We start from the raw sequence: 20637 nt of genomic DNA, 5'->3' as shown, positions 1-20637 counted from the left end.
GGGATTCAGATGGAGTGGTACGGCCCGGCCGAGCGCCCGTCCATGGAGAGCGGGATCCGATCGCTGCTTGAGCACGCATTGCGAGCCAGGCCGAATTACATTCCGGTGATGGATGCCTATTGCCGGCTTCTGAATACGACCAGCCGGTACGTCGACAGTTTGATCGCCTGCGCGAAGACGCTGAGCTTCAATCCGTGGAATGGATCGGCGCTCTACCATCTTGGGCTCGCGCAGCTTCATTTGGGGCGCCTCGAGGATGCGCTGGCGACGTTCGATCAGGCCTATCGCTTCGACACGCCGGCAGTCTCGCGATGGACATGGACACTCGGGACCGGCTGGGCCTGCACGCTGATGGGCCGCAGCGAAGATGCCCTGCCCTGGCTGCAGCCATCGCTCGCGACGACGTTCGCGAGCGGGCGCACGCATATGCTGCTCGCGGCCGCATATCAGCAATTGGGCCGCACCGACGAAGCAAAAGCCGCTTTGGCAAAGGGCCAGGAACTGAGGCCGGGCTCGACCGCGCGCAATGTGCCGAGACCCCGCGAGAACTCGAGCCCGGTCTTTGTCGCGGCGTCCGAGCGCGTCATGCAGCTCATGATCGCTGCAGGGCTACCTGAGGGCTGAGGCTGCAACCGACCGCAGCAGCGCGGCAAGATGCCACCAGACGAACCGATCGGACGCCCGGTTCCACGGCGACGACGGAGAGACGCTCTTTGATGTCCGTCGTCGCGCACCTACATACGCGGCATGCCATCGCAGGATCGCCGACATGCCTCAGCAACTATCGATGTTCGAACGTCCAACTGCGGGGCCGGAAGGTCTGCAATATGTCTCCGATTTCATCTCTGCGGACGTGGAGCGAGAGCTCATCGCGAGAATCCGCGCGCTTCCCCTGCAACCGTTTCAATTCGGGCAATTCGAGGGGAAGCGGCGCGTGGCGTGGTTCGGATACCAATACAATTACTTGTCGCGACGGTTGGAGCAAGCCGACCCCATTCCCTCATGGCTGACGGGCGTCATCGCCGACGTCGAAGCCTTCGGCGGCCCTTCAACCGAGATCGGACAGGTCCTTTGTACCGAATACGACATGGGCGTCGGCATCGGCTGGCATCGCGACAAGCCTCATTTCGACCGTGTCTTCGGACTGTCTCTCGGATCGCCGTGCAAATTCCGGTTCCGGAAATCCGACGGGTCTGCGTGGGAGCGCTTTACCCTCGATGCCGAACCGCGCTCGCTCTACATGCTGTCAGGCGCCTCGCGGCGGGTTTGGGAGCACAGCATTCCCGCTGTCGAAGCGCCGCGTTATTCGATCACATTCCGCACGATGATCGAGAGAGCCTCTCGAGCAGCCGGACAGTGAGCACGACGAGGTGCGCGCCCGTTGCTGTCGCTCTGCTGGTCAGCCGAGCTGCGCTGCGAGCGCGAAGCGCCGGTACATCCGCCGCTGCATCTGGTCGAGCACGACGGCTGCGATGATCACCATGCCCTTGATCACCATCTGCCAGAACGAGCTGACCCCGAGCATCACCAGGCCGTCGGAGAGCACGCCGATGACGAAGGCGCCGATCAAGGTGCCTGCGATGGTGCCGCGGCCGCCGGACAGCGAGGTGCCGCCGAGCACGGCCGCCGCGATCGCGTTGAGCTCGAAGGTCTCGCCCGAGGCGGGGTGTGCCGCCACCAGCTCCGAGGCGATGACGAGGCCGGCGAATGCGGCGCAGAAACCCGAGATCATGTAGGCGCAGACTTTGATGCGGTTGACCCTCACGCCGGACAGCGCCGCCGCACGCTCATTGCCGCCGACGGCATAGACGTGCCGGCCGAACGGCGTCCGCGCCCCGACGTAAGCCGCCACCGCGGCAAACACGATCAGCGCGACGATCGAGAAAGGGATGCCGAGCAGCGTGCCCGAGCCGAGAAACGGAAAGCCGGTATTGCCGAGATTGGGATCGCCGACCAGGTTCGAGAACGTCGCACCATCGGATGTCAGCAGTGCAGCGCCACGCGCGATATAGAGCGTGCCAAGGGTCGCGATAAACGGAGCGACGTTGAGCCGCGTGATCAAGAGGCCGTTGATCAGCCCGACCGCAGCGCCCACACCCAAAGAGATCGCGATCGTCTCCACGACATTCGGGAAGATCGTGACGCCGAACAGATCGAGCGGGATGCCGCGCGTCAGCAAGGTGCCGGCGACCATTCCCGAGATGCCGACGATCGAGCCGACCGACAGGTCGATGCCCGCGGTCAGAATGACGAAGGTCATGCCGATGGCGAGGATCGCATTCACCGCCACATGCTTGGCGACGATGACCAGCGTCGGAATGTCCAAAAAGTTCGGCGTGGTCACGCCGAAGAAGGCGAACACGACGATCAGCGCGATGAAGGTGCGGAAGCTCATCAGCAGCAGCGCGATCGGCCGCCTGCGCGGCGGCGAATCGGCCTTGCTCGTGGTCAACGCTTCACTGCTCATGACACCAGCCTTTCCTGTGCCGGGAACGCCACGGTCGAGGCTTCGACCAATGCGGCTTCGGTCGCCTCGTCGCGGCGATAATCGGCGGCGATCTTTCCGCGCGACATCACGACGATCCGGTCAGCGTAGCCGAGCGCCTCCTTCAGATCCGAGGTTGAGAAGATGACAGCGAGGCCGGCATCGGAGAGCTGACGCATCACCTTGAAGATTTCCGACTTGGCGCCGACATCGACGCCGCGGGACGGCTCGTCGAGAAGAATCACGGACGGGCCCGTCATGAGGCTCTTGCCGATCACCACCTTCTGCTGGTTGCCGCCGCTCAGCGCAGTCACCTCGACTTCCGGAGACGAGACCTTGATCGTCATGCGCCGGATCATGTCGCGCGCTTCCGATCTTTCCTTCGTCCCGTTGAGCGAGAACAGCCGGGTGAAGCGCCGCAGGCTTGCCAGCGTCAGATTGGCGCGGACCGAGAGCGTCTGCACCAGGCCATCGCGCTGCCGGTCCTCCGGCACCAGCACGAGCCCCCGGCCGATGCGCGCGGCGACAGACAAGCGAGTGATGTCCTTGCCGCCGACTTCGATCTGGCCCACCGTCTGCGGCTGCAGCCCCATCAGGCACTCGAACAGCTCGGACCGGCCCGCGCCGAGCAAACCATAGAGACAGACGATCTCGCCTGTTCGTACCGAGAAGCTGACATGGTCGACCAGGAAGCCGCCCGCAGCCCGCGGCAACGACACGTTCCCGACCGTCAATGCTTTGCCGCCGAGATGACCGGCCTTGCCCTGCGAGACGAGACCGGTCGCGCCGACCATACGCTCGATGATCCAGTCGACCGAGATATCCTTCACCAGCGCGTCCGCCTGCCAACGACCGTCGCGCAGCACGGTGATGTAGTCGCCGATCCGCGTGATCTCCTCGAGCCGATGCGAGATGTAGACGACCGCGACGCCATGCGCCTTGAGGTCATGGATCACCTTGAACAGGATCTCGACCTCAGCCGCGCTGAGCGCCGAGGTCGGCTCATCCATGATCAGCACGTCGACATCGGCGGCGAGCGCCTTGGCGATCTCGACGATCTGCTGCTGGCCGACCCTGAGATCATCGACGAGCTTGTTCGGATCGATCGGATGCTCCAGCCGCGCCAGCAACGCCCTCGCCTTCTCGACCTGGCGCTTACCGTCGATATCAAAACCAAAACGCGTCGGCGGATCGATCAGGCTGAGATTCTCAGCCACGCTCAGGTTCGGACAGAGATTGAGCTCTTGATAGATGATGCCGATGCCTTGAGCCGCCGCATCGCGCACGGACTGAAACACCACCGGCTGACCCCGCAGCACCAGCCGGCCGGTCGACGGCGCGGTCGCACCGGCGAGAATCTTCATCAGCGTCGACTTGCCGGCGCCATTCTCACCCACGAGCACGTTGACTTTGCCGCGACGGACCTCGAAGTCGACGTCCTGCAACGCGATGGTCCCGGGAAACACCTTGCCGACGCCCTCGGCCTTCAGGATGACGTCGTGCGCGGGGAACACAGACGTAGTCATGTCTTGCCGCCCTTCGCCGGCTCGATGATGACGGGGGTCGCGGTGATGGTGTCGCCGCTCAGCACCGCCGCGGCGTAGAACACTACCGTCTTGCCAACCGCATCCTTTGGGTCGAAGGACTCGCGAACGCTCTTGCTGGCGCGATCGTTCAAGGCGCGGGAGACCTGCGCATACTGGATCTGATTGACGAAGTCGCCGAACTGGATGAAGGACAGCGCGTCGCGCAACGCAGTGCCGAACACTACCGGTCCTACCTGCAGATTGATCTTGCGCGCTCCCGGTGCGGCCTGCACCTCGACCGTCACGATGGCGTGGCGCGAAGCTGCATCGATCGCCGTGATCTTGCCCTCGCCCTTGATCTCGAAGGTCCACGGGTTGCCGTCACCGGCGCGATGGCCGTGGGCCTGGCCGGCCTTGTCCGGGTCCTGCGCCGCCTGCTGCAGCAGCGCATCGACCTCGATCGCCCGGCTTCTGAAGTCGGGCAGCACTTTCGAGGTCCAGATCTTGTCGACATAGGCGTTGGCATTGAACTCATCCGTTGACTTCGCCTTCGCCGCCTTCAGATCCGCATTGGCCACGATCTTGCAGCCGCCAAGTGTGGCGGCGGAGCCGCCGAGCGCGGCGGCGGAGAAGAGAGCCAGGATGTGTCGTCGCGTCATGGCCATCGATGTCTATCGCAGCTCAGCAGGTGAAATGGGCGGTTTGGAGCGACGCCGCATGCGGCGCCGCTTCGTGAGTGTTGGAAGTTTCCACGCCTCGCCGTTACTTGGCCAAGGTGAAGTTGTTCAGCTTGCCGGCATTATCCTTGGTGATCAGCACACAGTCGATCGACTGCTTCTCCGGCTTGCCGGTCGATCCCTTGGCGAGATAGGCGTCGGCCTGCTCGACGGCCAGCTGCGCGATCTGGAACGCCGGCTGCAGCACGGTGGCTGCGATCTTGCCGGCCTTGATCTGGTCGCGGACGTCGTTGGATCCATCGAAGCCGACCACGATGACATCACCACGATGCGCCGCCTGCAACGCGGCCGACGCGCCCATCGCCATGGTGTCGTTGCCGGAGATCACGCCCTTGATCTCGGGATGTGCCTGCAGCATCGATTCCATCTTGGAGTAGGCCTCGGTTTGGCTCCAATTGGCGCTCTGCTTGGCAACCGGCTTCAGGTCGGTGAACTGGTCGATGACATCGTGATAACCCTTGGACCGGATGCCCGCATTGGTGTCTGACTCCTTGCCCGTGAGCTCGGCATAGGGGCCCTTCTCGCCCATCCGCTTCGCGAACTCCTGGCCGCCGAGCGTGGCACCCTGATAGTTGTTCGAGACGATCTGGGCCACCGCAATGCCGGTCTTGTTGATCTCGCGGTCGATCAGGAAGCTCGGAATGCCCGCGGTCTTCGCCTTCTGCACCGCCTCGATCGAAGCGTCGGCACCGGCGTTGTCCAGAATGATCGCGGCCGCTTTGCGCGCGATCGCGGTATCGATCAGCTGGTTCTGCTTGCTGGCGTCGTCATCGTGCGACAGCACCAGCGTCTCGTAGCCGAGCTCCTTTGCCTTCGCTTCGGCGCCGTCTGCCTCGGTCGCGAAGAACGGATTGTTGTGCGGCGGCGTGATGATCACGATCAGCTTGCCGTTGCCGGCGGCCATGGCGTCCACGCTGGTCAGCGCGGCGAGCGCGACGATGGCGGCGCCGCCGAGGGCCTTCAACAAGGTCATTTGGTCTCCTCCTCTGTTGTCTCTTGTTTTCCTATGGCGCCTGTGGCGGCGCCTTGCCCAACGCCCTCCGTCGGAGGGGAAGCTCTCACTCATTCTGTCGTGCTTGCCGTCGTGCTGTCTGCGGTACGCCGGCGATGGCCTGATCGATGGCCGCGCGCCATGCCGTAAGCAGCCGGTCGCGCTGAACTGAATCGGTTGTCGGAGCGAACACGTCCGCCTCGGCGCCCGACAGCGCGCGTGCGTGCTCCTCGCCCCAAAGGCCCGTGGCAAATCCGGCCATGCTACCGGTACCGATGGCGCTGAGCTCGGCGAGCCGGCTGCGGCGCACCGGCCGTTGCAGAATGTCGGCTTGGATCTGCATCAACAGATCGTTGCGCGAGGCGCCGCCGTCGGTGGACAGCGCCGACAGCGTGCCGCCGCAATCCGCCTGCATAGCGGCGAAGACGTCATATATCTGCAAGGCAATCGCCTCCAGCGTCGCCCGCGCGAGATGCGCAGGTTTTGTCGACAGCGACATGCCCATGAACAGGCCACGGACGTCGGCCCGCCAATGCGGCGCGCCTAGTCCCGCCAATGCGGGCACAAACACGACGCCATCGCTGGTTTCGACGGTCTGCGCCAATTGCGTCAGCGCGGACTCATCGCGGAGCCCGAGCATCGCGGTGGCAAAGGCCGCGGCCTGACCCGAGACCGAGATGTTGCCTTCGAGCGCATAGGCCACCTTGCCGGCCGCGCCCCACGCGATCGTCGTCGACAGACCATTGCGCGACGGCACCGGGCGCTCGGTCAACGTCATCAGCGAGGAGCCGGTGCCGTAAGTGGCCTTGACTGCGCCAGGCGCGCGAATGCCGTGTCCATAGAGCGCGGCGTGCGAGTCACCCATGATGGCGCCGATGGTTACCCGATCGGGTATCGCGCCTACGGGAGACGTCACGCCGAAGGTGCCGTCCGATGGCAACGCGTCCGGCAAGATCCCGAGCGGCACGTCGAACAGCCGTCCGAGTTCGTCATCCCAGCGCAAGCGATGGATATCGAACAGCTGGGTGCGCGAGGCGTTGCTGTAATCGGTAGCGTGGAATTTGCCGCCGGTGAGCTTGAACAGCAGCCAGGAATCGACGGTCCCGGCGCAGAGCTTGCCGGCCTCGGCAGCGGCGCGCGCGCCCGGAATGTTATCGAGCAGCCAGCCGATCTTCGCCGCAGGAAACAACGGATCGAGGCCGAGCCCGGTTCGCTCGGTGACGAGCTTCTCCACCTCCGGCCGGCGCAGCGGCATAAGCCGCTCTGCCGAGCGCCGGCATTGCCAGGTCACGCACGGACCGAGCGCTGCGCCGGTCTGGCGATCCCAGATCAGCACGGACTCGCGCTGGTTCGAAATCCCGATCGAGGCAAGCTTGATGTCGGACCGCGCGGCCAGGCACTCGCCGACCGCTGCTTGGACCGACTGCCAGATCGCCTCGCCCGATTGCTCTGCCCAACCGGGTTGAGGATGCGTCACCGCCGCCGGCACCGAGGCACGCGCGACGATCGCACCCGAGGCGTCGATCAGCAGCGCCTTGGTGTTGGTCGTGCCCTGGTCGATGGCGAGGACGCCTGAGGTCATGCGGCTGCTCTGGCTTCGATGGTTTGAAGAACCGCAGCGGCAAGACCGCTTGCGGTCAGGCCATGATGCTCGAGCAGAAATTCGGCCGAGCCGGTCGGCAGGAAGCCGGGAAAACCGAGGATGCGCAAGCGGCACGGACGCGAGGTCGCAACGACTTCGGCCACCGCGCCGCCGAGGCCGCCACGCACCGAATGCTCCTCGGCGGTGACGATTGCGCCAGTCTCGGCTGCGGATCGGATCGCCTCGATATCGAGCGGCGCGATCGAGGCCATGTTGACGACGCGGACATTGAGCCCGGAGGCCGCGAGCTGCTCGGCCGCCTCGATGGCGCGCGCAACCATGACGCCGTTGGCAATGATCGCTGCGTCGCCGCCTTGCCTCAGAATTTCGGCACGCCCGACGCGAAACACGGCATCAGCCGGCCTGACAAGATCGGGAACGGGCATGCGGCTGAGGCGCAGGAAGAATGGCCCCTCGGTCGCGACAGCCGCCTTCACCGCCTGCTCGGTTTCCCAGCGGTCGGACGGCGCGATGATGGTGAGGTTGGGCAACAGGCGCAACCAGGCGAAGTCCTCGATCGAGTGATGCGTCGGTCCGAGCTCGCCATAAGCGACGCCGCTCGACATGCCGCAGAGCTTGACGTTGGTATTGCTATAGGCGACGTCGGCCTTGATCTGCTCCAGCGCCCGCGCGGTCAGGAAGCACGACGCGCCGGAGACGAACGGCACCTTTCCGCCATTGGCGAGGCCGGCACCGACGCCCACCATCGCCTGCTCGGCGATGCCGACATTGATCAGCCGATCCGGAAAGCGGTTCTGAAATCCGACCAGCTTGCTCGACCCGACGCTGTCATTGACGACCGCGACGATGCGCGCGTCGCTTTCCGCAAGCGCCTCGATCGTCTTGGCAAAGGCCTCGCGGCAATCGTAGCGGCCGGCAGCCGGTTTTTCGACGCTCATCAACCGATCTCCTGCAGTGCCAGTTCGTATTGGGCCTGGTTCGGAACGCCGTGATGCCAGGACACCTGATCGCGCATGTAGGACACGCCCTGCCCCTTATGGGTGCGCGCGACGACGCACAGCGGCCTAGTCCTGTTGCCAACGGGAGCCGCCAGCACCGACAGCAGCGCGTCGTGGTCGTGACCGTCGATCTCGACGACCTCCCAGCCGAACGCGCGCCATTTATCCGCGAGCGGATCCAGCGCCGCCGTATCCTCGGTGCGCGCGCCCTGCTGCAGGCCGTTGCGATCGATAATGAGAGTAAGGTTGGCGAGCTTGCGATGGCCTGCCGTCAGGGCCGCTTCCCAATTGCTGCCTTCCTGCAGTTCACCGTCCCCGGTGATAACGAAGGTCCGGAAATCGGCCTTGTCGATCTGACCTGCAATGGCGATGCCGACGGCAACCGGCATGCCGTGGCCGAGCGGCCCGGTATTGGTCTCGACACCCGGCGTGTAGTTGCGGTTCGGATGCCCGTTCAGCCGCGATAGCGGCTGCATGTAGGTCTCGAGCTGCTCGACCGGGAAGAAGCCCCTCTCCGCCAAGCTCGCGTACAACGCGCCGGTGCAATGCCCCTTGCTTAGCACGAAACGATCGCGCTTGGGATCGTTGGGGTTCGCAGGGTCGAGACGAAGGACACCGAAATAAAGCACGGCCAGAATGTCCGCGACCGACATGTCGCCGCCCGGATGTCCCTGCTTGGCCCGGTAGACCATGTCGATCGCACGGCGCCGGATCTGGCGCGCCTTCGCGCGTGTCATGTCGGCAAGAGGATCGGCAAGGGGATGAGAAGCGGCCACGTGAGTCTCCAGAAATTGTTCAGCGAACCAGCAGCGGTGTCGCGGGCTCCGGCCGTTCATGGCGATAGATCGGCCAGTCGAGATAGCCGGTGATCGCTTCTTCGACGATCGCGGCATGGTGGCCGCGCACCATCGCGACGTGATGCTCGAAGCCGTTGCGGGAGATGAAGCTCAAGAGCGCCCGCAGCCTGGGAACAGTGGTGACCGCGATGCCGCCATCCATCGGGAACGGATCGTCGGTGAAGGCGCCCTCGCCGACATAGGCCTTGATGGTGCCATGGCGGTCGTCGGTCGAGAGCCGAAAGAACGTCATCGGGCCGGACTTGACCTTGCCCTTGACCGCGCCAAAACATTTCTCGCGGCCGATCACCTCGCCGAGCACGTCGAGATTGGAAATCTCCGGCGTGTCGCCGGTGAAGCTCTTGGGAAAGTTGCCGCAATGCGTGCAGACACATTTGTCGCGATCGCGGCCGTAGTTGTTGTTCCAGTCGAGAATGGCCGGCGGCGCCTTGGAGGCCAGCGCGAGCGCGTACATCGAGACTGCGCCCATCACGTCGACCTCGCAGGCGCTCGGCATCAGCTTCTCGCCCATCATGCTCATCGACAGGCACGACGCGCAGCCGAAATTGTCCTGCAGGCTGCGCCAGCACTGGATCGAGGAGGCGTCGCAGTCGTTCTCCTCGATCCAGCGGTCGACCGCGATCGAGAAGCAGGCCTGCTTGACGATGTTCTCGCGCTTGATGGTCGCGGGAATCGCGCCGTAGGCCGCAATTTCATCGAGCTTGGCCCTGACGTCGCGATCATCGGCTGACAGCGCCGACGCCGCACCGATGATCTCCGAGAGATCGACCGTCACCACCGTGATTCCCGACGCCTGCAGCAGTTTCTCGCTGTAGCGCATGGTGTGGAACGGCGACGTCCGGGCGCCGATCGCGCCGATCCGCGCGTTCTTCAGGCCGCGAACGGTGCGGCAGACCGCGGCGAAGCGCGCGAGATCATCACCGAATTCACCGCCATCGACATCGAGCGTATGCGCGGACGTATCGGTGAAGCGGATGCCGTACTGATAGAAATTGTTGGTCACCGATATCTTGCCGCAGAACGCGTCACGGCGGCTGTGCACGTCGACCTTGTCGATTTCGTCATTGCTGGCCTGCAACAGGATCGGAACGTTGAGCGCGGCGCGCGAGACGCATTCGGAAATCGCCACCTCGTCTCCGAAGTTCGGCAGCAGGATCACGAGGCCGTCGATCTCGTCGCGGTGAGCGCGGAAGAAGTCGCCATAGAGCGCTGCATCCTTGCGCGATTGCACCGCGCCGTTCTCGGTCGCCTCGGCGGGCATGGTCTTGACCGCAACGCCGAGCTTCTCGAGCTGGGCAACGACCTGCGCGCGTGCCGCCAGCGCAGGCTGACCGTTGAAGAACAGCCTGCTGCCGACGATCAGGCCGAGCGTGACAGGCTTCTTGAAAGCTCGCATCGGATCCTCCCCGCCGGACGGCGCCCGCCCCGCGTCGATTTCGTATTTTGTCGGAACGAAGCACGGGTTCTTACAATTCGTCAATACTGACTTTCGATTTTCTTCGATTTTATTCTTTTCCATTTCGGCGGTGCTTGGCCCATGATCGCAACCGGGTTATCTGTCACTCTGGCCCGGCAGCCTTCGAATCGGTGGTTGGGCGCGTTCGGACGCCAGGCTCGCTTGGGTGCTCCGGCAAAATGTCGAGCGGCAATGCTGCTTTTTCGCGGGAAAGAGTGCGATGGCGGGTAGGACGAAGCTCTCTGCGAAGCGGCCGGCATCACCAAAGGCGACGCGGCGAACCGCGACCGGCGGCGCTGCCGAGCCCCGCAGCGCGCTGCTGGCGGAGCCGCGCCGGGCGAAGATTCTCGAATGGCTGCAGGAGGAAGGCAGCGCCCGGGTCAGGGATTTGAGCGGCGCCTTCGGCGTCTCCGAAGTCACAGTACGGCAGGATCTGGAGCGGCTGGAGCAGGACGGCTTCATCACCCGCGACCATGGCGGCGCCTATCTGAACTCGGTGTCGCAGCAGGTACAGACGCTGTCGCTGCAGCACCTCGCCAACATGGATCGCAAGCGAAAAATAGGCAAGGCCGCGGCCAGCCTGGTGCAGGACCATGAGACGCTGATCCTGGATGCGGGATCGACGACCACCGAAATCGCCAATCATCTGACCGGGCGGCAAGGCCTCACCGTCATCACCAACGCGCTCAACATCGCGCTGACGCTCGGTGCCATCCCCTCCTTCGAGGTTCACATGCCCGGCGGCCATTTCAAGGCGCCGACGCTGTCGCTCAGCGGCGAGAAGTCCGCGCAATATTTCGACAACATCTTCGCGTCACGGCTTTTCCTGGCGACGGCGGGCGTCTCCATCGAGGCCGGCCTGACCTATCCGAGTTTCGCTGATTTGCCGATCAAGCAGGCGATGATCAAGGCCGCGAGCGAGGTCTATCTCGTTGCCGATTCCACTAAGGTGAATCGCAATTCCTTCACGCGGCTCGGCGGCCTCGATTTGATCCACGCCTTCATTACCGACGATGGTCTGGCCGACACTGATGCGAGCGCGATCGAGCGCATGGGCATCAAGATCATCATCGCTTAGGGCGACGCGATCTTCGCATCATATTAGGAGCTGGTCGACGCCGACCACGGGAGGCGGCGCGTCACGCGACGCCGGCGCGTATGGAACAACAGCCGCTGTCCGGGACTTGCAGAAGTCTATAAGCCACCACTCAGCGAGAGAGAGTTTCGATGCGGTCGCGCCAAGTTCTTCCGGGGGTCGTTGTCATTGTCGTGGTCCTCGTGGGCAGCGCGCTCCTGTGGAAGAACAATCACGCGGAGCGGGCCTCGGCTCCGCCGATGGCGAGCGGATCGAGCGCCGCGCCGTCGCCGGCATCCCAGGGCCCCGCGCAGCAAACCCTCGCCGATCTCCAGCACACCGTGAAGGATCTGCAATCCTCCCGGGCGCGCGACGAGGATCGGATCAACGATCTGCAGCGCCAGCTGTCAGCCGAGCAAGGCGAGCGCAAGTTGCTGTCGGATCAGATGAGCACGGTCGCCGGGCGCCTGGACGGGCTCGAAAAGGCGCGTGCCGAATACACCGGCCCCGCACGCGGACGGCGACGCTGAGGATCAGCGACCGCTTGGCAGCCCCCTACTCGGCCGCGCTATCCAGCGAGTGCAGTCCTCCACCTTCGGACGGCTTCGGCACTTCGCAACCGGTTGCGCAGCAGCGGCCGGGCTGCTTCGAGACGCGACGCCCGTCATCGAGGATGCCGCGGTCGAGCAGGCCTTCGACCAGCTCGATCTTCTCCATCACCGGATAGTTGCGCCATATCTCGCGCTTCATCGCTTCCGGCGAGCCGCCGCCATGCAGCGAGATCACCGAATACCAGCCGGCCTGGTTTGAGACCGTCAGATCCTCGATGAAGCGCGCTACCTCGGCGCGCTTGTCCGCGGGTATGTCCGGCCGGCCGCCCATCACAGCGGCGAGCGACGCCCCGGTCTCAGGATTGTGGTCCTCCTCCGGGCCCGGCAGGGCGACGATCAGGCCGCCGGAGACGTAATGCGCTACGCGGTGCATGTCGTAGATCTTGGTGGCGAGCAGCAGCTTGCCGATATTGGAGAACACGGCATCCGGCATCACTGATCCGGCCGGATCCTTCTCGCAGTAGACCGACGCGGCGACGCCGCAGGCATAGAAGCTTTCCGTGATGGTGATGAGCTCAACCATCGCTTCGCGAATATGCGCATGGCGGTCGATATCGAGCCCATTGGCTTCGATCATCAGCGCGCCGGCGCCGATCAAGAGATCGCCGAAGCCGGCGCGCGCGCCGATGCAGGAATGCCGGTGATGCGCGGCATAGGACGTGGTGAGGACGCCGCCCTCCTCGGTCTCGCCGGCCAGGAAGACGCGGTCGTGCGGAACAAAGACATCGTCGAACATCACGACGCCGACCGACTGGCCATATTTGGCCGAGAACTTGGCGGCCGCTTCGCCGGGACGGCCGGCGGGCCTCGCAATGATGGTGACGCCGGGCGCATCGCACGGCACGGCGCAGCACACCGCGAAATCCTTGTCCTCGGGATTGTGAGTCCGGCATGGCATGACCAGGAATTCGTGCATGTAGGGCGCGCCGGTCACGATCGCCTTGGTACCGCTGATAACGATGCCGTCCGGACGCCGCTCCTTAATGTGGACATAGACGTCGGGATTGACCTGCGCGCTGGGACGCTTCGATCGATCGCCCTTCGCGTCGGTCATCGCCACGCCGAGTGTAAGATCCTTATCCTGAACTTCATGAAGATAAGCGAGGAAGCGCTGGCCATAGTCCGTGCCATGACGTTGGTCGGTCAGTCTGGTCGACTGGTACAGGCCGTTGAGCGCATCATGCGTCAGGTAGCGCTGCGCGCATCCGGCGGTCCGGCAGACCAGGCGGACCGCTTCGAGCTTGAACAGCAGGTCCTGCGAGCTCTCATTGATGTGCAGCATCCGGTTCACAATCTTGCCGGACGTGCCCTGGCGCGCGGTCATGATGGGCGCGTGCTCTGGCCTGAGCGCAAAATCGTAGGTCACGCCGACGCCGGCGATGCCCGGCGCGAGCAGCGGCTCATCGGCGACGCTGTCCACCGCGCTTCCGTTCACAAATACACGCGGTTTGTAGGCGCGAAGCGATTCCCTGTAGTCGGCGGCCGACATCAGCATGGGCGCCACTCCCTCTTGTCTCGTATTCTGGATGGTGTTAAAAATTCTAACGCTGTTAGAATAATCGTCAAGCTGGATTCAGAGGAATGACGGAGCGGCGACGCAGCAGGCGCGAGGCGGTCAACGGCCACAAGCGCGGCATCATTCTCGACGCTGCGAAGCAGGTCTTTGCGGAGGAAGGCCTGGAGGGTGCGAGCCTGCGCGCGATCGCGGTCCGGGCCGGTTACACCGCCGCGGCCCTCTACTTCCACTTCGACTCCAAGGAGGCGATCTACGCCGAGGTGCTGAAGGCCTCGCTCGCCGCGCTGGGCCGGACGGTCGATGGCGCGGTCGCGCAGGCGAAGTTGCCGGCGCAGCGGCTGAAGGCCGCCGCCATGTCATTCTTCAGATATTACGCGGACAATCCCCGCGATCTCGACCTCGGCTTCTATTTATTCCGCGGCGGCATGAAGCCGGCCGGCCTCGGGTCCGAACGCGACGAGACGCTCAACGCGGCCCTCGAAGCGGCGCTGCGGCCGATCGCCGATGCCGCGATCGCGCTCGGCGCCTCCAGGCAAAAGGCCAACCTGCTCATGGTCGACTGCTTCGCCCATGCGACCGGGCTGCTACTGCTGCTGCACACCGGCCGCATCCGGATGTTCGGCGCCTCGGCACCCGACCTCATGGAGCGCTATGTCAGGGATCGGCTTGCCCATGTGACGGACGAATGACACCGATGCTCACCATCGATCCGCAGCGCTCGCTTCTGCTCGTCATCGGCGGCTGATGCCTGTGATCCACGTGGCAAAACGACCGTCCGCAACGCTGTCAGGCTGATCGACGCCGCGACACTATTCGGCATTCCACGCCGGTTCACCGAGCAGAACGCCAAGGGTCCGGGGCCGACTGTGGCCGACATCCCGGTGGAAAGTGATCGGCTGGTCCACAAGCAGTTGTTCGACGCCTGCCGCGAAGCCGGCTTCCTAGCCCCGTATCCCAGCTGTCGCCCGTCGTCGCAGGCTGCGAGTCCCAGACGCGGTGTTGAGCACCCGACCTGGCAGCGAACTACATCCCGTGGCTCTGGAATACCGCCGAACACCTTTTGCTGAGCCGGCTTCGATTCTGCATCAGGCACTGCTGGACCGCATTGTCATCGCCGAGCTGTTGCCGGCAAAAACGCTTGGCATCGCTTGAGCAAGCCTTCTGCTCCTGGGGCGTGCCCATATGGCCTTGGGCCAGCACGAACGACGGCAGAGCCGTGAGAAACACCGCGAGCGCGAACGACAGTTTTTTCATCGAGAGCATCCTCCTTGGCTCGGACAAACGTCTGCGGGCCACGGCAGTTCCGCTCGCCCTCGCGCAGGGACGGATACGGACCGCGGCTTCGCAACCAGGACCTGACCGGAAATCTGCAGTATTGAAATTTCAAGTGCGTGTGCCGGTATGGATGTCGAGGGCGCCGCATCGATGTGCCGCGCTAGTCAATGCTCCGACGGATCGCGCGCGGCATCCTTTTTGTGGTGCCAATCTTGAGACGGAGAGGCGGCAGAATGCGCCCGAACCTGTGCACTCGACCGGGCCGCGCCAAGGGATGATTTACGGAAAATGGTATGCTCAAACGCCGCTTTTGTCCTATGGTCATCGCTTGCACCTTATGTCCGCTTTAAGTCCTCCGAGATCATCATGCCTCTTGTTAAGACCACTAAATTGGCCGGCTCGGCTGCGAAAGCCCGGATGCCTGATCGAGCCGCTCGGCCGGTCGCCAAATCGGTCCCAGCCGCGAAACGAGCCCGTAAAGCCGGCAAAGCCTCGGGAAAGAGCCGCATCTCCGAGCGGGTGGCGGCGGCCACCGAAGAGCTGGCAAGCGGCTTGACGGAGGCGTCGGCCGCAGCCGAAGAGCTCCGACGATCCATGGAACAGATTGGCGCGGGAGCGGAAGAAGCGGCTGGAGCGTCCCAAGAGCAGTTGGCGGCGATCAAGCAGATCGCCACGAGCCTGAAACTGGCTCGCGGCGAGGCTGACAACTCGCGGCGCCGGACCGAAGCAGCGCAAGTGTCGCTTGCCGAGACCGCGACGCAGATCGGCGGATCGATACAGGCGATCGAAAAGAATTCGGAGCGACAGGCCGCTTCCGGGACCATCATCAGCGAATTGGAGCGGCGAGCGCGAGAGGTCGGCGAAGTCACGGGCGCGGTCAGCCGCATCTCCGACCAGACCAATCTGCTGGCCCTGAACGCGGCCATCGAAGCCGCCCGCGCCGGAGAGCATGGACGTGGTTTTGCCGTCGTGGCGGACGAAGTCAGAGTGCTGGCCGAGGCGGCGGACAAGAGCGCGCTCGAGGTCAAAAGCCGCGCCGAAGAAATCCAGGGGAGCGTGCGGGAAGCTTCCGCGACAGTCAAAGCCGCAGCCGCGACGGCCGCCGCTCAAGCCAAGGCTGGACGACAGATCGTGGAGATCCTGTCCGTACTTCGGGAGAACATGATCGAACTCGCCGATGGCAGCCAACAGACCGTCACGGCCAGCATCGAGGCGGACAGAGCCATCCACGAAGCACAAAGAGGCGCCGAACTCGTTGCCAGCGCTGCCGAGGAGCAGGCTTCGGCCGTCAACGAGGCGCAGCTTGCGGTGCGTCAACAGGCGCAATCGCTCGATCAGGGCCAGGCTGCCGCCCAGGCGTTGGCATCCGCATCCGAAGATTTGGCCGGCGCGGTGTCGAGTGCTGCTATCGCCGAGAACATTGCCAGCATGGCCGAGCAGCTTTCGGCGACCATTCAGGAGCTTTCCAGCGCCGCGGGCCAGATCTCGACTGCTGTGGAGCAGATCAGCCGCGGGTCGCAGCAGCAGGCCGCCGCTGCGCAACAGACCTCGGCTGCACTGAATCAAATCGAGAAAAGCGCACGGATCGCCCGCGAGCGTGGCCAACTCGCCCTCGACAGGACGGCTGCCATGGGCGAGAGACTGGCAGAAGCACGGTCGGGCGTCGAGCAACTGATCCGGGATGTCGGCGACGGGCTGGACACGACCCGAAACATCCTCGGAACGATCGTTTCGCTGGAGGGCATCGGCCGCAAGATCGAGAAGAACGTCGATGCGATCGCATTGGTCACGATTCAGACCACCATGCTCGCGGTCAGTGGGGCCGTCGAAGCCGCGCGCGCCGGCGAAGCAGGACGCGGGTTCGCATTGGTATCGTCCGATATTCGCGCTTTGGCCCGCGAAGCCTCCGATAGCGTCGAACGGATCAAGGACACGATCCGCGGCATTCTCGATCAGATCACGGTCCTGCGCCGCGATATCGAGCAGATCGTTGCGGCGGGCAGCCTCGAGGTCGAAAACAATCGCATGGTGATCAAAACGTTCGAGGACATGAGTGCCGAGATCGCTGTACTCGCCGGCGCCAACAAGGCCGTCCAGCAGAGTGCCGATGTCATTCTGGCCGCAACGGGAGAAACATCTTCCGCGGCACGGCAGATCGCCGCCGCGGCGGAGGAAGCAGGCTCCGCGTCCCAGCAGGCGGCGATGGCTTCCGCAGAGCAGGCGCAAGGCGCGGAAGATCTGGCGGCGGCCATCGAGGAAATCGCTTCACTTTCGGACGAGCTGAAAAACCAGAATGGATAACACCGACAAGGCCGGCAACGATCACGACGAACGGTTTCTGACCTTCAGGAGTGACGGGCGGCTCTATGCGCTGCCTGCCATGCTGGTGTCGGAAGTCTTGCGGCTGCCGTCCATCGCGCGCGTGCCCCAAGCGCCGCGGAGCCTGATGGGCCTCGCCAATCTGCGTGGATCGGTCCTGCCGGTGGCAAGCGTAAGGGCCCTGCTTGGAGGAGACGAGGCCGCCGCCACCCATGCCTCCCGGCTGATCGTACTGAATGGCACATCGAACGTCGCATTGGCGGTGGATGAAGTTGCAAGCCTGGTTCGTGTTTCGCACGAGAAGGTCAAAATGGCCGAAGCCGACGTTGCTTCGGAGCCCGGAGAACGTCTTCGCGGCGCGTTCGAAAACAACGCCGATGTCGTCAAGATACTCGATGTGCCGGAATTGCTGCGCCAGGGTTTCGCCCGCAGCAGAGCAACGCGGCGCACGCCGGAACCAACGCGCGCTGAAGCGACGTCGGATCTCTCCTCGGCGGAGGCCGTGCGACAGCGGCTGATCACGTTCGACGTCGCCGGCCAGGAATATGGCTTACCTCTCGATTCAGTCCGGGAAATTGTCGCGGCGCCTGATCATCTGACCTACGTGCCCGGGAGCGATGACGCCGTGCGCGGCGTCATGTCGTACAGGGATGGACTCTTGCCCCTGTTGTCGCTCCGACGCCTGCTCGGTCTGCCTGCGGCAAACTCGACGGACGCGATACGTGAGCAGGCCGTGGTCGTCTCGGTCGGTGATATTCTGGTGGGGTTCATCGCCGATCGCATGCGCGCCGTGATTGCCATCGATGAGGGTCGCGTGGAGAAGATCCCACCGATTCTCGCCGCGCGCGCGGGCGGAGAGACCAGGATCAAGGAAGTCTACCGCGTCGCCCACGATCGACTGATCTCGATCCTGGCCCCGGACCGCCTGTTCCGGGACGAGGTCATGCAGAAACTGATGCAAGGCGAAATCGCGATGAAGCCGATGACGGATGCCAGTTCAGCGAGATCGGACGCCGATGAACTGCGGTTTCTGGTCTTTCGTCTCAGCGACGACGAATTCGCGCTGCCGATCGACGCGATTGACGAAGTGGCTCGGGTGCCGGATCAGGTTACGCGCCTGCCGAAGACGCCAAAATTCCTCGAAGGCGTGGTCAATCTGCGGGGCGAGGTGATCCCGGTCATCGATCAGCGCCGCCGCTTCGACATGAGCCCCTCCACGGAGCTCGCAGGACGGCGGCTGGTCGTGGTGAGAACCGAACGTCATCGTGCCGGCCTCATCGTCGATGGAGTTTCAGACGTCCTGCGATGTACATCGGACATGATCAAGCCTTCACCCGATCTGACCGGGAGCGCGCAGGGCCTGGTGCGGTCGGTCATCAATCTGGAGGCATCGGGCAGGATCGTCCTGCTGCTGGACCCTTCCGAGTTGCTGACGCAGGCGGAGCTGGGTCTGCTGGATTCCTTCGGCAAGGATGTCCGAGGCAAAGAGACGCGGCAGACCAAGCCGTGATCAAGATCTTGGTCGTGGACGACTCGGCCCTGGTCCGAAAACTGATCGGACAGGTGTTTGCGACGCAGGCCGATTTCGACGTTCAATTCGCTAGAAACGGCCGGGAAGCGCTCGACGCCATCGGAGTCGCGCGCCCTGATGTCGTCACCCTCGACGTCAACATGCCCGAAATGGACGGGCTTGCGTGCCTCGACAGGATCATGATCGAGCACCCCTGCCCCGTGGTCATGGTGTCGACGACCACAGCCGCGGGCGCAAATGCGACGCTCGAGGCATTGCGTCTTGGTGCGATAGACTTTGTCGCCAAGCCGGCCGGTGCCGTTTCACTTGGCATCGATACTCTGGCGCAGCCGCTGATCGACAAGGTCCGGGCCGCCGCCGGCGCCAAGTTGAAAAGCTCTCTGCGCCTGCGCGAGAGAATACGACACCGGATCGGCGAAAGCGTAAAGGTGCTCCCACGCGCCTCGACCAGACAGCCGAAGCCCGTGGCGACGAACCCCGGTCTGGTGCTGATCGGCACGTCGACCGGGGGCCCCCCGGCGCTCGAGACGCTCCTGACTGCATTGCCGGCAAGCTTCCCGTGGCCGATCGTTGTGGCGCAACATATGCCGGCAACCTTCACCGGTCCGTTGGCGCGTCGTCTTGATGGCATCAGCCGGATCACCGTACGAGAAGTGGTGGAGCCGGTCGCGCTCGAGCCGGGACACGCCTATATCGGCCGCGGCGAAGCCGACGTCATTGTATCGCGGCGCGGCCGGGGCTTGTTCGCGATGGCCGCCCCGGTCGACAAGGCATACCCTTGGCACCCGAGCACCGACCGGCTGGTGCGCAGCGCACTGAATCATGTGGCTCCGAACCTGTTGGTCGGCGTGCTGATGACGGGCATGGGAAATGATGGGGCCGAGGCGATGGCGCTTGTTCACAGCCAAGGTGGAAGAACGATCGCGGAGGCGGAAGCAACCGCCGTCGTATGGGGTATGCCTGGCGAGCTGGTCAAGGCAGGCGGCGCAGACTTCGTCGTTCCGCTTCCGAAGATCGCCGCGCAGTTGAAAAGGTTGGTGGGCTGATGCCACTGGTCAGGAAGCCCTCTGCTCCGGGACCCGCGGCCGTCGCAGAAGGTGCGGGTCTCGCCGAGTCTTTGCTGCGTGGTACCGATGAGGAGCGATGGGCCGCAGCGCGCAACGCGTTCGAAGTTCCCGATGGGCTCGCATTGTTGAGCGAAGCGCTGTCGCGAGAGCATATCCCTCGCGTCCGCGAGGCCATCTTCACGGCGCTCGCGAAGATCGGCACGCCGGAAGCCGCAAGCGCCGTGCTGCCTCACCTGCGTTCGGACGATGCTGCCCAGCGCACCGCGTCGCTCGACGCATTGAGAGCGATGCCAGCAGCCGCCGGCCGACATTTGCCTCAGCTTCTGAGGGATCCCGATCAGGACGTCCGCCTGCTCGCCTGCGAGATCGCCCGCGGCCTCGCAGCGGATGATGCCGGCCGCGAGCTCATCGCGCTGATCGAGCGAGAGCAGAAAGCCAATGTGTGCGCCGCCGCCGTCGAGGTTCTGGCCGAGATCGGCACCTCTTCGAGCTTGCCGGCGCTCGCCAGATGCGGCGCACGCTTTCCAGACGACCCGTTTCTGGCATTTGCCGTCAAGGCGGCGGCCGACCGCATCGGCTCACGCTGATCG

19 protein-coding genes are annotated in these 20637 nt (G+C 64.3%); 9 read left to right on the top strand and 10 right to left on the bottom strand.

The genetic code is table 11. The features are described from left to right. Together WA702_RS15555 and WA702_RS15550 are read left to right on the top strand one after the other, a co-directional pair. Positions 1-624 (top strand): tetratricopeptide repeat protein (locus WA702_RS15555; protein WP_425111421.1); only part of this gene is annotated, 624 nt, incomplete at its 5' end. Positions 625-787: 163 nt separating this feature from the next. Next, positions 788-1360 carry an alpha-ketoglutarate-dependent dioxygenase AlkB gene (locus tag WA702_RS15550; protein ID WP_425111420.1) on the top strand — a complete coding sequence of 191 codons (573 nt, stop codon included), beginning with the start codon at positions 788-790 and terminating at the stop codon, positions 1358-1360. 39 nt (positions 1361-1399) lie between these two features. Here WA702_RS15550 and WA702_RS15545 read toward each other — a convergent pair whose 3' ends face one another. The 8 genes from WA702_RS15545 to WA702_RS15510 form a co-directional block, all read right to left on the bottom strand. Next, on the bottom strand, positions 1400-2395 hold the full coding sequence (locus tag WA702_RS15545; RefSeq protein ID WP_425111423.1) for an ABC transporter permease: 996 nt from the start codon (positions 2393-2395) through the stop codon (positions 1400-1402). A gap of 68 nt (positions 2396-2463) precedes the next feature. Then, a complete protein-coding gene (locus WA702_RS15540; RefSeq protein ID WP_425111419.1) occupies positions 2464-4011 on the bottom strand; it encodes a sugar ABC transporter ATP-binding protein in 1548 nt (515 codons plus the stop codon). After that, on the bottom strand, positions 4008-4676 hold the full coding sequence (locus tag WA702_RS15535) for a DUF2291 family protein (RefSeq protein WP_425111418.1): 669 nt from the start codon (positions 4674-4676) through the stop codon (positions 4008-4010). The genes WA702_RS15540 and WA702_RS15535 overlap by 4 nt, the downstream gene beginning before the upstream one ends. Before the next feature lie 97 nt (positions 4677-4773). Further along, entirely contained in the window at positions 4774-5721 is a 948-nt protein-coding gene (locus WA702_RS15530; protein ID WP_425111417.1) for a D-ribose ABC transporter substrate-binding protein, read from the bottom strand. An 85-nt stretch (positions 5722-5806) separates the two neighbouring features. Next, positions 5807-7321 (bottom strand): FGGY family carbohydrate kinase, encoded by a 1515-nt coding sequence (locus tag WA702_RS15525; protein ID WP_425111415.1) that lies wholly within the window; start codon positions 7319-7321, stop codon positions 5807-5809. After that, the gene (locus WA702_RS15520) at positions 7318-8280 is read right to left on the bottom strand and encodes a transketolase family protein (RefSeq protein ID WP_425111414.1); all 963 of its coding nucleotides are present in this window, start codon (positions 8278-8280) and stop codon (positions 7318-7320) included. The genes WA702_RS15525 and WA702_RS15520 overlap by 4 nt, the downstream gene beginning before the upstream one ends. Beyond that, positions 8280-9077, bottom strand: coding sequence for a transketolase (locus WA702_RS15515; RefSeq protein WP_425111422.1), 798 nt, complete (start codon positions 9075-9077; stop codon positions 8280-8282). The genes WA702_RS15520 and WA702_RS15515 overlap by 1 nt, the downstream gene beginning before the upstream one ends. A 58-nt stretch (positions 9078-9135) precedes the next feature. Next, positions 9136-10593 (bottom strand): L-fucose/L-arabinose isomerase family protein, encoded by a 1458-nt coding sequence (locus tag WA702_RS15510; RefSeq protein ID WP_425111413.1) that lies wholly within the window; start codon positions 10591-10593, stop codon positions 9136-9138. A 280-nt stretch (positions 10594-10873) separates the two neighbouring features. Here WA702_RS15510 and WA702_RS15505 point away from each other — a divergent pair, with 280 nt between their 5' ends. Continuing rightward, positions 10874-11731 carry a DeoR/GlpR family DNA-binding transcription regulator gene (locus WA702_RS15505; protein ID WP_425111412.1) on the top strand — a complete coding sequence of 286 codons (858 nt, stop codon included), beginning with the start codon at positions 10874-10876 and terminating at the stop codon, positions 11729-11731. A 149-nt stretch (positions 11732-11880) separates the two neighbouring features. After that, on the top strand, positions 11881-12258 hold the full coding sequence (locus tag WA702_RS15500; RefSeq protein WP_425111411.1) for a hypothetical protein: 378 nt from the start codon (positions 11881-11883) through the stop codon (positions 12256-12258). A 25-nt stretch (positions 12259-12283) separates the two neighbouring features. Here the strand turns inward: WA702_RS15500 and WA702_RS15495 are convergent, their stop codons facing one another. After that, on the bottom strand, positions 12284-13834 hold the full coding sequence (locus tag WA702_RS15495) for a 4-hydroxyphenylacetate 3-hydroxylase family protein (RefSeq protein ID WP_425111410.1): 1551 nt from the start codon (positions 13832-13834) through the stop codon (positions 12284-12286). A gap of 86 nt (positions 13835-13920) precedes the next feature. Between WA702_RS15495 and WA702_RS15490 the strand changes: the two genes are divergently transcribed. Continuing rightward, entirely contained in the window at positions 13921-14544 is a 624-nt protein-coding gene (locus WA702_RS15490) for a TetR family transcriptional regulator (protein ID WP_425111409.1), read from the top strand. Between the two features lie 334 nt (positions 14545-14878). On the opposite strand, the gene WA702_RS15485 is transcribed toward WA702_RS15490, so the two are convergent. Beyond that, positions 14879-15109 (bottom strand): cysteine rich repeat-containing protein, encoded by a 231-nt coding sequence (locus tag WA702_RS15485; protein WP_425111408.1) that lies wholly within the window; start codon positions 15107-15109, stop codon positions 14879-14881. Between the two features lie 387 nt (positions 15110-15496). Between WA702_RS15485 and WA702_RS15480 the strand changes: the two genes are divergently transcribed. The 4 genes from WA702_RS15480 to WA702_RS15465 are packed head-to-tail and all read left to right on the top strand — an operon-like array spanning position 15497 to position 20634. Then, complete coding sequence (locus WA702_RS15480) at positions 15497-17431, top strand: methyl-accepting chemotaxis protein (protein ID WP_425111407.1); 1935 nt, start codon at positions 15497-15499, stop codon at positions 17429-17431. Next, complete coding sequence (locus WA702_RS15475) at positions 17424-18959, top strand: chemotaxis protein CheW (protein ID WP_425111406.1); 1536 nt, start codon at positions 17424-17426, stop codon at positions 18957-18959. The genes WA702_RS15480 and WA702_RS15475 overlap by 8 nt, the downstream gene beginning before the upstream one ends. Further along, positions 18956-20026: a chemotaxis-specific protein-glutamate methyltransferase CheB gene (gene cheB / locus WA702_RS15470; protein WP_425111405.1), complete on the top strand. Its 1071-nt coding sequence runs from the start codon at positions 18956-18958 to the stop codon at positions 20024-20026. The genes WA702_RS15475 and cheB overlap by 4 nt, the downstream gene beginning before the upstream one ends. Next, positions 20026-20634, top strand: coding sequence for a HEAT repeat domain-containing protein (locus WA702_RS15465; RefSeq protein WP_425111404.1), 609 nt, complete (start codon positions 20026-20028; stop codon positions 20632-20634). Before cheB ends, WA702_RS15465 begins: the two co-directional genes overlap by 1 nt. Positions 20635-20637 lie beyond the last annotated feature (3 nt).

The organism is Bradyrhizobium sp. (assembly GCF_049798375.1).
Lineage (GTDB): Bacteria > Pseudomonadota > Alphaproteobacteria > Rhizobiales > Xanthobacteraceae > Bradyrhizobium.
Note: the sequence above shows the minus strand (reverse complement) of the source record. Positions and strands in the feature narration are given on the sequence as shown.